At 63.1% G+C, this 12,693-nt stretch carries 9 protein-coding genes; 4 read left to right on the forward strand and 5 right to left on the reverse strand.

All coding sequences use genetic code 11. The features are described from left to right. Positions 1-80: 80 nt before the first annotated feature. The gene (gene dnaE / locus HWE01_RS00800) at positions 81-3,539 is read right to left on the reverse strand and encodes a DNA polymerase III subunit alpha (protein WP_241820851.1); all 3,459 of its coding nucleotides are present in this window, start codon (positions 3,537-3,539) and stop codon (positions 81-83) included. A gap of 219 nt (positions 3,540-3,758) precedes the next feature. On the opposite strand from dnaE, the gene HWE01_RS00805 reads away from it, so the two are divergent. Beyond that, on the forward strand, positions 3,759-4,640 hold the full coding sequence (locus HWE01_RS00805; protein ID WP_241820852.1) for a sulfurtransferase: 882 nt from the start codon (positions 3,759-3,761) through the stop codon (positions 4,638-4,640). A gap of 85 nt (positions 4,641-4,725) precedes the next feature. On the opposite strand, the gene HWE01_RS00810 is transcribed toward HWE01_RS00805, so the two are convergent. After that, the gene (locus HWE01_RS00810) at positions 4,726-5,301 is read right to left on the reverse strand and encodes a flavodoxin family protein (protein ID WP_241820853.1); all 576 of its coding nucleotides are present in this window, start codon (positions 5,299-5,301) and stop codon (positions 4,726-4,728) included. Between the two features lie 101 nt (positions 5,302-5,402). Then, positions 5,403-6,104 carry a pirin family protein gene (locus HWE01_RS00815; RefSeq protein ID WP_008331323.1) on the reverse strand — a complete coding sequence of 234 codons (702 nt, stop codon included), beginning with the start codon at positions 6,102-6,104 and terminating at the stop codon, positions 5,403-5,405. A 149-nt stretch (positions 6,105-6,253) separates the two neighbouring features. Here HWE01_RS00815 and HWE01_RS00820 point away from each other — a divergent pair, with 149 nt between their 5' ends. Continuing rightward, the gene (locus tag HWE01_RS00820; RefSeq protein WP_241820854.1) at positions 6,254-7,192 is read left to right on the forward strand and encodes a LysR family transcriptional regulator; all 939 of its coding nucleotides are present in this window, start codon (positions 6,254-6,256) and stop codon (positions 7,190-7,192) included. Continuing rightward, positions 7,189-8,082, forward strand: a complete 894-nt coding sequence (gene gluQRS, locus HWE01_RS00825) for a tRNA glutamyl-Q(34) synthetase GluQRS (protein WP_241820855.1) — start codon at positions 7,189-7,191, stop codon at positions 8,080-8,082. The genes HWE01_RS00820 and gluQRS overlap by 4 nt, the downstream gene beginning before the upstream one ends. A 24-nt stretch (positions 8,083-8,106) precedes the next feature. Here the strand turns inward: gluQRS and HWE01_RS00830 are convergent, their stop codons facing one another. Together HWE01_RS00830 and HWE01_RS00835 are read right to left on the reverse strand one after the other, a co-directional pair. Then, the gene (locus tag HWE01_RS00830) at positions 8,107-9,561 is read right to left on the reverse strand and encodes a DEAD/DEAH box helicase (protein WP_241820856.1); all 1,455 of its coding nucleotides are present in this window, start codon (positions 9,559-9,561) and stop codon (positions 8,107-8,109) included. A gap of 325 nt (positions 9,562-9,886) precedes the next feature. Then, positions 9,887-10,570, reverse strand: coding sequence for a fumarylacetoacetate hydrolase family protein (locus tag HWE01_RS00835; RefSeq protein WP_241820857.1), 684 nt, complete (start codon positions 10,568-10,570; stop codon positions 9,887-9,889). Positions 10,571-10,860: 290 nt separating this feature from the next. On the opposite strand from HWE01_RS00835, the gene HWE01_RS00840 reads away from it, so the two are divergent. Continuing rightward, positions 10,861-12,672: a tetratricopeptide repeat protein gene (locus tag HWE01_RS00840; RefSeq protein ID WP_241820858.1), complete on the forward strand. Its 1,812-nt coding sequence runs from the start codon at positions 10,861-10,863 to the stop codon at positions 12,670-12,672. Positions 12,673-12,693: the final 21 nt, after the last annotated feature.

The following is a 12,693-nucleotide window of genomic DNA, read 5'->3' on the forward strand; positions in this document are numbered from 1 at the left end:
TTGGTTTCGATAACGTGCGATCAGTGGAAATCCGGCCCCTTCCCCGGCTTCTTGTTCAATGATTTCCTGGTCACACATCCTCAATACTCGACCACTACCGCCTCCTTGCCAAACGACGCCACCAGCGTCGACTGCAGACTGTCGCTGGGATTGACGCGCCAGGCATCGCCCAGCACCACCTCGCAGGCCGCATCGGCCTGGCGATACTTCATCACGAAGGGCAGGCCCTGCTCCTGGCGATGCGCAGCCAGCGTATCGCGCAGGTGATTCGGGTCGATCGCCTTGTTGAGCGACACCACCATGCGTACGCCATACTGGATGCGCGCCGCGCCCAGGTCCATGACCTTGTCGGCGGCCACCCGCAGGCCGCCATTGAAACGGTCTTCCGACACCTTGCCCGAGACCACCAGCAATTCATCTTCCTTGATGAGATGCTTGAAGGGCTCGAAGAGTTCGTTGTAGATCGTGGCTTCGATCACGCCCGTGCCATCGTCGAGCGTGCAGATCACCAGCTTGCCGCGCTGGGTCATCTGCACCCGCACCCCGGTGATGATGCCGGCCAGACTGCGCGGCTCCCACGAAGGTTCCAGACTGGCGATCTTGGTGCGCACGAAGCGGCGCACTTCCTTTTCGTAGGCCGAGAACAGATGGCCGGAGAGATAGAAGCCCAAGGCGCCCTTCTCTTCGGTCAGGCGCTGCTTGTCGCTCCAGGGCGGTACCTGCACGTATTCCAGCGGCGCTTCCAGGTCGCTGTCGTCACCGCCGAAGAGGCTGACCTGGTTGGCCGATTTCTCGGCCTGCTCGGCACTTTCCCAGGCCAGGTTGACCGAGGCCTGCAAAATCGCGCGGTCGACCTTGAAGCAGTCGAAGGCACCGGCGCGAATCAGCGAATCGATAGTACGACGATTGATCTGCTTCTTGTCCACCCGCTTGGCGAAGTCGAACAGGTCCTTGAAGGGGCCGCTCTTGCGCGCCTCCAAGATGGCTTCGATGGCGTTCTGCCCGGCACCCTTGACGGCACCCAGGCCATAGCGGATTTGGGTGGCCTTCTTGCCCGCCTCGCCCACCGGCATGAAGCGGTAGTCGGACTTGTTGATGTCCGGCGGCAGGATGGCCAGCTTGCAGATGTCGATCGCATCCTCGATCAGGATCTTGACCTTGTCCGTATCTTCCATGGCCAGCGACAAGTTGGCGGCCATGAACGCGGCGGGGTGATGCGCCTTCAGGTAGGCGGTGTAGTAGGACAGCAGCGCATAGGCGGCCGCGTGCGACTTGTTGAAGCCGTAGCCGGCGAACTTTTCCATCAAGTCGAAGATCTCGTCGGCCTTGGCCTGGTCCAGCCCGTTCTTGGCCGCGCCTTCGCGGAACAGTTCACGGTGCTTGGCCATTTCCTCGGCCTTCTTCTTGCCCATCGCCCGGCGCAGCAAGTCGGCGCCGCCCAGCGAGTAGCCGCCGATCACCTGCGCCATCTGCATCACCTGCTCCTGGTAGACCATGATGCCGTAGGTCTCGGAGAGGATGCCCTCGGTACGCGGGTCAGGATAGTCGAAGGCTTCGCCGTGCTTGCGCTTGCAGAAGTCGGGGATCAGGTCCATCGGGCCCGGACGGTACAGCGCCACCAGGGCGATGATGTCCTCGAAGCGGTCGGGACGTGCGTCCTTCAACATGCCCTGCATGCCGCGGCTTTCCAGCTGGAACACGGCGACCGTCTTGGCCTTGGTCAGCAGCTCATAGGACGGCCGGTCATCCAGCGGCAACTTGGCCAGATCGAAATCGGCCATGGCCGGATCGAGCATGCGGATGTAGCGCACCGCCCGGTCGAGGATGGTCAGCGTGGTCAAGCCCAAGAAGTCGAACTTCACCAGGCCGACGGCTTCCACGTCGTCCTTGTCGTATTGCGAGACCACGCCGGAATCGCCGCCCTGGGTATAGAGCGGGCAGAAATCGGTCAGCTTGCCGGGCGCGATCAGCACGCCACCTGCGTGCATGCCGATGTTGCGGGCGATGCCTTCGACCTGCTGGGCCAGGCCCATCAGCTGCTTGACCTCTTCCTCGTTTTCCAGGCGCTCCTTCAACAGGGGCTCTTCCTCGATGGCGTCGGCCAGGGTGACCAGCTTGCCCGGCTTGAAGGGGATCAGCTTGGAGATGCCATCGCAGAAGTTGTAGCCCAGGTCCAGCACGCGGCCCACGTCGCGCACCGCGCCCTTGGCGGCCATGGTACCGAAGGTGGCAATCTGCGAGACCGCCTCCTTGCCGTAACGATCCTTCACATACTGGATGACGCGATCGCGGCCTTCCTGGCAGAAGTCGATGTCGAAGTCGGGCATCGAGACGCGTTCCGGGTTCAGGAAACGTTCGAACAGCAGGTTGTAGCGTAGCGGGTCGAGGTCGGTAATCAACAGGCAATAGGCCACCAGCGAGCCGGCACCGGACCCCCGGCCGGGGCCGACCGGCACGCCATTGTTCTTGGCCCACTGGATGAAGTCGGCCACGATCAGGAAGTAGCCCGGGAACTTCATCTTGATGATGGTGTTGTTCTCGAACTCCAGGCGCGCCTCGTAACGGGGCCGCTGCTTCTCGCGTTCGGCTTCGTCGGGGAACAGCTCCTTCAGGCGCACTTCCAGGCCGGCCTTGGTCTGGGCTACCAGGAAATCGTCGATGCTCATGCCGTCCGGCGTGGGGAAATCCGGCAGTTGCGGCTTGCCCAGTTGCAGCACCAGGTTGCAGCGCTTGGCGATTTCCACGGTGTTGGCAATCGCGCCAGGCAGGTCGGCGAACAGCTCTGCCATCTCGGCCTGCGACTTGAAATATTGCTGCTCGTTGAAGCGCTTCACCCGGCGCGCATTGGCCATGATCTCGCCTTCGGCGATGCAGGTGCGGGCTTCGTGGGCGATGAATTCCTCAGGGCTCTGGAACTGGATCGGATGCGTGGCCACGCAAGGCAGGCCCAGCTTGGCACCCAGGGCCACGCTCTGGCGCACCTGCAGCTCCATGTTGGCCTGGCCGGCGCGTTGCAGCTCCAGATAGAAAGCACCGGGGAAAATCTCGGCCCAGCGGCGCGCGCAGGCTTCGGCCTGGGCCAGGTTGCCGTTGTCGATGGCCTGGCCAATGTCGCCCATGCCGGCCCCGGACAGGGCGATCAAGCCGTTGCCGCCGTCCTGGTGGCGCAGCGCCTCCAGCCATTCCATGCGCACTTCGGCGCGGCCCTTGTATTGGTTGCTCAGCCAGGCCTGGGACAATACTTCACACAGTTGCAGGTAGCCATGACGACTCTTGATCAGGACCAGCAGGCGGAAGGGCTTTTCGCGGTCGGCGTCGTTGGTGATCCACAGGTCGCAGCCGGCAATGGGCTTGACGCCCTTGCCGCGCGCTTCCTTGTAGAAACGCACCATGCAGAACAGGTTGGCGAGGTCGGTCACCGCCAGGGCGGCCTGTCCATCCTTGGCGGCGGCCTTGACGATATCGTCGATACGCACCAGCCCATCGACGATGGAGTACTCCGAGTGCATACGGAGGTGTACAAATTGCGGGGTAGTCATAGGGTAGCCATTTTACCGGAGCTTGCGATCCTGACCGATTCCGTTTGATCTCGATTTGTGAGAAATATGAAGACTTTACACAAATCCAATCCGGGTCAAGCGACCGACCGCCTTGATCTGCATCAGAGAAGCTCAAGGCGTACGCCAAATAACTGCGGCCACCCGGACCACACGGTTATAATGCTGACGATTCAAAGACTTACAGTTGAGTACGCCATCATGCAGTCCCCGCAGACCCCCTACGTCAACATCGCCGCCTACAAGTTCATCAGCTTCGATGACACCGCTGAAAAGCGTCCGGCTTTCCTTGAAATTTGCCAGAAGAACAATCTTCGTGGCACCGTGATCCTGAGCCCGGAAGGCATCAACCTCTTCCTGGCCGGCCTGCGCCATGAAATCGACGCCTTCCTGGCCTGGTTGCGCGCCGATGCGCGATTTACCGACCTGATCGTCAAGGAAAGCTATTCCGAGAAGCAGCCCTTCACCCGCATGCTGGTGAAACTGAAGGCTGAGATCATCACCATGAAGCATCCGCTGATCAAGCCTGAGCTGGGTCGTGCGCCTTTCGTGGAAGCCCGGGAACTCAAGCGCTGGCTGGACCAGGGGCACGACGACGAAGGTCGTCCGGTGGTGATGGTGGATACCCGCAATGGCTTCGAGGTCGATGTGGGTACGTTTGACAACACGGTGGACTACCGCATCAACAAGTTCACCGAATTCCCGCAGGTGATCGAGGAGCACAAGGCCGATTTCGAAGGCAAGACCGTGGTCACCTTCTGCACTGGCGGCATTCGTTGCGAAAAGGCTGCAATTCATATGCAGAACATCGGCTATGACCATGTCTACCAGCTCGAAGGCGGCATCCTGAAGTATTTCGAGGATGTCGGCGGTGCCCATTACAACGGCGACTGCTTCGTTTTCGACTATCGCACTGCCCTGAGCCCGGAGTTGAAGGAAACCCAGACCGCCCAATGCTTCGCCTGCCGCGCCGTGGTCACCCCGCGTGAACAGCTCTCGCCGGATTACGTACCGGGCAAGTCCTGTCCGCATTGCGCGCCCAGGCAGCGCGCAGCGCAGCAAGCCAGTTCTGCCGCCGCCTGACCGCAGCCCTGCCCGGCAACGAAAAAGCCGACCCCGCGAGGTCGGCTTTTTTACATCTTCAGAATTGCAATGCAGACAATGAATCTTATTTCTTGAACTTGGCCGCCGTTTCCACCACGCGCGCACCGAACAGCTTGGCTGTTTCCAGGTCGCCCGGCAGCGGGCCTTCTTCCGGCGAGGAGTCCGACGGGCTTTGCGCCATCAGGCCCGAGAAGGAACCGACGAAGTTGATGTCATTGCGCTGGGCAGCCTTGCTGTTGGCAGGCATCAGGCCGGTGCCGACCCAGACCATGCTGTGCTGCATGCCCAGCGTGAACAGGTAATGCAGGGTCGAGAGCTTGTCGCCGTTCATGGTCGCCGAGTTGGTGAAGGCGGCACCGACCTTGTCCTTCCACTTCTGGCTGAACCAGGGCTTGGAGGAGGCGTCGGCGAACTTCTTGAACTGCCAGGAGACCGTGCCCATGTAGGTCGGCGAACCGAAGATGATGGCATCGGCCGCATCCAGGCTGGCCCACTGTGCATCGGTGATGGTGCCTTCGGCACTGATGGCGATCAGCTCGACATCGGCGCCGGCAACGCCTGCCGCGCCAGCCTGCACGGCTTCGGCCTGCTTCTTGGTGTGGCCGTAGCCGGAGTGGTAAACGATGGCAACTTTGGTCATGACGAAATTCCTTCTCTAGAGAGTGAAGTGACGCGGGGAAAACCGCCGGTGTGATCGGTACCGGCGGGCTTGCTACTGCAACCCTGCCTGCGCTGAAATGCTCAGCGCGGCAGGTCGAACAAGAGCACTTCAGCCTTCTCGCCGCCGCTGATGTCAATGCGGTCGACCGCACTGAATTTCACGGCGTCGCCGGCTTGCAGCGCCTGGCCATTGACGCTGACCTTGCCGCGAGCCACATGTACATAGCCCAGGCGGCCTGGCGGCAGGGTGTACCCGGCCGTTTGTGCGCCATCGAACAGGCCGGCGTACAGCTGGGCATCCTGGTTCATGCTGACCGAACCGTCACGGCCATCGCGCGAGGCCACCAGACGCAGCTTGCCGTCCTTGTCAGCGGCCGAGAAGTGCGCTTCCTGGTAACCCGGCTCGGCGCCAGCACGGTCGGGCATGATCCAGATCTGCAGGAAGTGCGTGGTGCCGTCTTGGGAGTGGTTGTACTCCGAATGACGCACGCCCGTGCCGGCACTCATGCGCTGCACGTCACCGGGACGGATCACGCTGCCATTGCCCATGCTGTCCTTGTGCGCAAGTTCACCTTCGAGCACATAGGAAATGATCTCCATGTCACGGTGGCCATGGGTACCAAAACCCTGCCCTGCGGCCACGCGGTCCTCGTTGATCACCCGCAGCGGACCGAAGCCCATGTGCTTGGGATCATGGTAGTCCGCGAAGGAAAAGCTGTGATACGAATCCAGCCAACCGTGGTTGGCGTGGCCACGATCGTTCGCTTTGCGAAGTTCCATCATGTCAACACCTCTTTCTTGAGTGGGACCAAACCGGAATTGATTTAGTCAAAATGTTTGTCGATGGCGTCACTATAGAGGCTAACTTTTTCGCAGATAAGGTCTAAAATCCGTAGTGTTCATTCAAAAAATTTAAACAAGCGGAGCTCGACGTGAACCTCACCCTGGAATCCCTGCTGATCCTCGACATGATCGACCGCAAGGGCAGCTTTGCCGCGGCCGCCGTGGCCCTGGACCGGGTGCCCTCGGCCCTGACCTACAGCGTGCGCAAGCTGGAGGATGACCTCGATGTGCTGCTGTTCGACCGTCGCGGCCACCGGGCCCAGTTGACACCGGCCGGCCTGCAATTGTTGCAGGAAGGCCGACACCTTTTGCTGGCCGCCAGCGATCTGGAGCAGCGTGTCAAGCGCACCGCCACCGGACGCGAGACCGAATTGCACATCGTGCTCAACAGTCTGATTCCCTTCGACAAGATGCTGCCGGTCATCGAAGCCTTCGACCGTGAAGAATCCGGCACCCGGCTGCGCTTCACGCCCGGCGTACTGACCGGCGCCTGGGAAAAGCTCATCGAAGGCCGTGCCAACCTGGTCATCGGGGTCACGCTGGACGGTCCGGAAGTGGTCCGCACCAGCGGGCGCTTCCAGATGCAGGAGCTGGGTGCGGTGGACTGGGTGTTTGCAGTGGCGCCGACGCACCCGCTGGCGGCCGCCGACGAACCCTTGTCAGCAGAGCTGGTGCGCAGCCACCGGGCCATTGCCGTGGGCGACAACAGCCAGTCCCTGCCGACACTGACCATGGGCCTGCTGTCGGGCCAGGAAACGCTGACGGTGGCCACCGTGGCCGACAAGCTGCAGGCCCAGCTGGCCGGTCTCGGTTGCGGCCATCTGCCGCGCATCTGGGCCGCGCCCTACCTTGCCACCGGCGCTCTGGTGGAAAAGCAGACCCTGGCGGCCAAACCCAACGACAACTTCATGGTGGCCTGGCCCAAGGCAGAGCAGGGCAAGTCGCTCAAATGGTTCATCCAGTACCTGGCACAGCCGCATGTACGGCAATCATTGATCGGACCGATCCCCCTGCGGGAGCAGATGTGAGGGGTCATGCCTATGTCGGCCGCTTCGCGCCCTCGCCTTCCGGTCCGCTGCATGCGGGCTCGCTGGTGGCGGCGCTGGCCAGCTACCTGGATGCGCGTGTACACGCTGGACGCTGGCTGCTGCGCATCGAGGACATCGATGAGACCCGCACCGTGCCCGGCGCGGCCGACGACATCGTCGCCACACTGGCGGCGTTGGATATGCACTCGGATGGACCGGTCCTGGTACAGAGCCAGCGCAAGGCACGCTATCAGCTTGCACGCGAGCATCTGGGCGCGCTGGCCTACCCCTGCGGCTGCAGCCGCAAGGAAATCGCGGATTCACGGGTGGGCAGGGCCAGCGATGGCGCCGCGCTCTATCCCGGCACCTGCCGCCAGGGCCTGGCGCCCGGCAAAGCGGCACGCACGCTGCGACTGCGCGTGCCGGATGCCGGTGAGCCGGGCGAGCTGGTGCAGTTCACGGATCGCTGGCTGGGGCCGCAGGCCCAGCATCTGGCCTCGGAGGCGGGAGATTTCGTGCTGCAGCGAGCCGATGGATTCTGGGCCTATCAGCTAGCCGTGGTGGTAGACGATGCAGAACAAGGCGTGACCGACGTCGTGCGCGGCGCCGACCTGCTGGACTCGACGGCACGGCAGATCTACCTGCAGGGACTGCTGGGCCATGCGACGCCGCGCTACCTGCACGTGCCGCTGTTGATGAATGCGTCGGGAGAAAAGTTTTCCAAGCAGAACGGTGCCCAGGCGCTGGACCTGGGCCAGCCGCTGCAGGCCTTGCAGCAGGCGGCGGCCTTTCTTGGACTGGACACGGGCGCAGCCCGTGACAGGGAAGGATTCTGGACCCTGGCGCTCACCGGCTGGGGAGCGCATTTCGGTCCGGGCGCAAGCGCATGATCGACGCCAGGCCCGATGTCCGCATCAGCGCTTGGGGATGCCGCCCAGCAAGGCCGCAACCTTGGGCTTGGGACGGTTGTTCTTCGCCAGCTCCGGCTTGGTGGAAACGGTTTCGGTGGTACTGGGTTCGTATGGCTTGAGGAACCACGGATCAACCTTCTCGCGCCGGGCCACCGGTGCGCCGCCTTCGCGACTGCTGCGGCTGCGCTCACCACGTTCACTGCGTTCACCACGCTCGGGACGTTCACCGCGCTCACCGCGTTCGCTACGCTCGCCACGTTCGTGACGGGCACGCGGGGCAAAGCCGACCAGTTCGGCGCGCTCAAACTTCTTCTTGATCAGCTTTTCGATATCGACCAGCAGGCGTTCATCCTTGTCGCAGAACAGCGAGATGGCGTCACCAGAGGCGCCCGCGCGACCGGTACGGCCAATACGGTGCACATAGTCTTCGGCGTTGTAGGGCAGATCGTAGTTGATGACGCAAGGCAGTTCGGCAATGTCCAGACCACGGGCGGCCACATCGGTGGCCACCAGGACCTCGATCTGCCCCTGCTTGAAGGACTCCAGCGCCGCCATGCGCTCGGACTGGGTCTTGTCGCCATGGATGGCAGAAGCCTTCACACCTTCGGCCACCAATGTGCGCGCCAGGCGCGAGGCACCGATCTTGGTATTGGAAAAGACGATCACTTGCTTCAGTTCGCGCTGGCGAATGATGAAGCTCACAGCATCGGCCTTGGCTGCCTCCTCGACTTTGTAGATGGTCTGGCTGACGTTTTCTGCCGTGGCATTGCTGCGCGCGACTTCGATGGTCACCGGATTGTTCTGGAAGCTGGCGGCCAGCTTCTTGATCTCGGGCGAGAAGGTGGCCGAGAACAGCAGGTTCTGGCGCTGCTTGGGCAACAGGTTGATGATGCGCTGCAGATCCGGCAGGAAGCCCATGTCCAGCATGCGGTCGGCTTCATCCATGACCAGGATCTGGGTCTGCGACAGGTTGACCGTCTTCTGCTGCACGTGGTCCAGCAAGCGGCCCGGGGTGGCGATGACGATTTCCACACCGGCACGCAGGGTGGCGGTCTGGGGTGCCATGTCGACGCCGCCGAAGACCACGGTGGAGCGCAGCGGGGTGAAGCGGGAATAAGCCTTCACATTCTCGGCCACCTGGTCGGCCAGCTCGCGGGTCGGGGTCAGGATCAGGGCGCGCACCGGATGACGGGCGGGGGAAGCGCTGTGGCTGGCATGCGCCAGCAGGCGCTGGATGATCGGCAGGGAGAAACCGGCGGTCTTGCCGGTGCCGGTCTGGGCTGCGCCCATCACGTCCCGGCCTTGCAGCACCACTGGAATGGCCTGGGCCTGGATCGGAGTCGGATGGACGTAGCCTTGTTCGGACAAGGCCTTCAGAATATCGGGCGAGAGGCCGAAATCTTCAAAGCGGACGGCAGGTGCAGCCGGTGCTGCGGACGCGGACGTGGTGTCGGACATGGTTTATTGCGAACGGTGCGACAGCGCCGCGGCAGCCGCCAGGCGGCTCCGGTGCATGGGGTGCATGCGCACGGGTTCTGATTGCTTTCTGTGTTGAAGTGTTACGGGCGAACCGGCCAATTGCTGCGCAGCCGGGCGCTTCGGATGATGCAAACGCCAAAAACGATGCTGACCGGGCGGACGACTTGCAATGCCCGGAATTCCTTGCGGAACTCCGTATTATACGCCGCATCGCCGCCGGCTTCATGACAGTTTGGTTTCCGCCCGGTACCGAGGGCCTGTGCAGCGCTGCGAAGAAGCCGCAGCGCCCTCACCTCCAGGGTGTTCAGCCGATGGTGATGTTGATGTCCGGCAAGCCGTCCACATGCCCTTGCAACTGGTCACCCTTGATCACCGCACCCACGCCTTCGGGGGTGCCGGTGTAGATCAGGTCGCCGGGGAACAGCTCGACCAGGCCGGACAAATAGGAAATGGTCTCGGCCACGTTCCAGATCAGGTCCGAGAGATCGCCCTGCTGACGTACCTCGCCGTTGACCTTGAGCCAGACGGCACCCTTGTCCGGATGCCCGCACTGGGCCACCGGCACGATGGGCGCACAAGGTGCGGACTGGTCGAAACCCTTGGCCATGTCCCAGGGGCGCCCCAGTTTCTTGGCCTGCGCCTGCAGGTCGCGGCGGGTCATGTCCAGGCCGACGGCGTAGCCAAAGACCAGTTCCAGCGCCTTCTCCACAGGGATATCGCGCCCTCCGCCGGACAGTGCCACTACCAGTTCGATCTCATGATGATAGTCCGCCGTCGCCGCCGGATACGGCACCACGGCATCGGTCGGCACGACGGCGTCAGCCGGCTTCATGAAGAAGAACGGCGGCTCGCGGTCAGGGTCATGCCCCATCTCGCGGGCGTGGGCGGCATAGTTGCGACCTACGCAATAGATGCGGCGAACCGGGAACGGCGCACCGCCGACCACCGCAACGGTGGCCTGGGCGGGGGCGGGAATGGCGAAACTCATCAGGAAGACTCCGTGGTGGCGCATGCAGCTGCATGCGGTGGATGAAGAACCGGTCATGGCCGGCTTGGCGAGCGCATCAGTTGTCTGATGTCCCGGTAGTGTAAAAGAAAAGCGCTGGCCCCGCTTGCAGCTCACCCGGCCTCTCTCTCCTACCCGACGACCCGCCATAGCCCGCAATTGGAGGGCGATTGCCCCGGTAATCCGCCAGCAGAAAGCCGGCGAATTTGGGACACTTGCCACTTGCCACTTGTCGGCGCTGCCGGCACTTTCTCCTCATCTCGACTCGATCCATGCACCCGCAAGCCAACGCTTCTCTCATCCTGTTGCAAAAAGCCCTGGCACTCCACCAGAAAGGCCAGCTGGCGCCGGCGGAAGACCTCTACAAGAAGGTGCTGGCGAAGCTGCCACGCCATTTCGAGGCCAATTATCTGTACGGCATGCTCAAGCTGCACCAGGAAGAGTGGGAAGCCGCCGAGGCGCAACTGGCCAAGGCGATCGAACTCAATCCCGACCATCCCGATACCTATTTCGATCACGCCGGGGCCCTGATCCATTTGGGCCGAGATGCCGAGGCAGTGGAACGCTACAACCAGATTCTGGCGCAGAACCCGGCCTTCGCCGATGCCCTGCTGGCGCGGGGCGCCGCCTTGCGTCGGCTCGATCTGAACCGGGAAGCACTGGAGGATCTGCAGCAAGCAGTGCAGCTGGTGCCGGACCATGCCGATGCCTGGTTCCAGCTGGGCAATCTCCAGCACGAGCTCTACAGCTATCGCGATGCGCGCGCCAGCTATGAACGCGCGGTCGCGCTGCGCCCCGATTTCATCGAGGCCTGGTTCAACCTGGGCAATGCCTGCAAGGACAGCTACCAGTTCGAGGAGGCCCTGCGGGCCTTTGACCGTGCGCTGGCGGTGCAGCCCGACTTTTTCGAAGCCCAGTCCAACCGGGGCTTCGTCCTGTTCAAGATGCAGCGTCCGGAGGAAGCGCTGGAAGCCTACGACCGCGCCCTGGCGCTCAGCGACAGCTCCCCGGACCTGTGGTTCAACCGGGCATCGACGCTGGAACAACTCTCGCGTTTCAGCGAGGCCAGCCAATCCTATCAGCGGGCGCGCGAACTCAGCCCCGAGAGCCATTCGGCTCAGTGGAACGAAGCCCTCCTGAAACTGCGCCTGGGTGAGTTCGCCAAAGGCTGGCCGGCCTATGAATCCCGCTGGAAGACCGCGCAGATGCGTGCGCAGGTACGCCAGTTCCTGGAGCCTCTCTGGCTCGGTCTGCAACCGCTGCGAGGCAAGACCATCCTGATCCACGCCGAACAAGGCTTTGGCGACACCCTGCAGTTCGTGCGCTACCTGCCGCGGGTGGCCGGTCTCGGCGCCCGCGTCATCCTCGAAGTGCAACCCGCGCTCAAGCGCCTGCTGGCCGGGGTACCGGGGGCCGCCGAAGTCATCGGCAGCGACCAGGACACGCGTCCCGCGTTCGACTATCACTGCCCGCTGATGAGCTTGCCGCTGGCCTGCAAGTCCTTCAGCGAAGCCGACATACCGCGTGCGCCCTATCTGCTGCCCGAGTCGGAAGCCTGGGCGGCCTGGCTGCAGCGTCTGCCGCACAACCGCGCCCTGCGGGTCGGCCTGGTCTGGGCAGGTAGCTCGGCCCAGACCCACCCGGATGCGGTACGGATCGACAGCGAACGTTCGCTGCCCTTCTCGGCACTCGCACCGTTGGTGGAACTGGCGCATGAGCATGCGCAACTGGAGTTCTATTCCTTGCAGGTGGGCCAGGCCGCGCTGGAGCAGCTGCATGCCCATCCGCTGGCCAGCCAGGTGCAGGATTGCGCCGGCGCATTGCATGACTTTGCCGACACCTCCGGCCTGCTCGCCAATCTCGACCTGCTCATCAGCGTCGATACCGCCGTCTGCCACCTGGCGGGCGCCCTGGGCAAGCCAGTCTGGCTGCTCAACCGCGCCAATACCTGCTGGCGCTGGCAGCTGGAACGCAGCGATACCCCCTGGTATCCGACCATGCGCCTGTTCCGCCAGCGCCAGACCGGCGACTGGAGCGAGGTCATCGCCGAGGTCCGCAGCGCCCTGCTACAACAGTTGGCCTGATGCTGTTACCATGCGCGCCGA

It is taken from the genome of Herbaspirillum sp. C7C8 (assembly GCF_022627875.1).
Classification (GTDB): Bacteria; Pseudomonadota; Gammaproteobacteria; order Burkholderiales; family Burkholderiaceae_D; genus Herbaspirillum.

Excerpts from the sequence above, each read along its gene's own strand:
- dnaE (WP_241820851.1), bottom strand. The coding sequence starts at position 3,539 with ATGACTACCCCGCAATTTGTACACCTCCGTATGCACTCGGAGTACTCC.
- HWE01_RS00815 (WP_008331323.1), bottom strand. The coding sequence starts at position 6,104 with ATGATGGAACTTCGCAAAGCGAACGATCGTGGCCACGCCAACCACGGT.
- HWE01_RS00805 (WP_241820852.1), top strand. The coding sequence starts at position 3,759 with ATGCAGTCCCCGCAGACCCCCTACGTCAACATCGCCGCCTACAAGTTC.
- HWE01_RS00835 (WP_241820857.1), bottom strand. The coding sequence starts at position 10,570 with ATGAGTTTCGCCATTCCCGCCCCCGCCCAGGCCACCGTTGCGGTGGTC.
- HWE01_RS00830 (WP_241820856.1), bottom strand. The coding sequence starts at position 9,561 with ATGTCCGACACCACGTCCGCGTCCGCAGCACCGGCTGCACCTGCCGTC.
- HWE01_RS00840 (WP_241820858.1), top strand. The coding sequence starts at position 10,861 with ATGCACCCGCAAGCCAACGCTTCTCTCATCCTGTTGCAAAAAGCCCTG.
- HWE01_RS00810 (WP_241820853.1), bottom strand. The coding sequence starts at position 5,301 with ATGACCAAAGTTGCCATCGTTTACCACTCCGGCTACGGCCACACCAAG.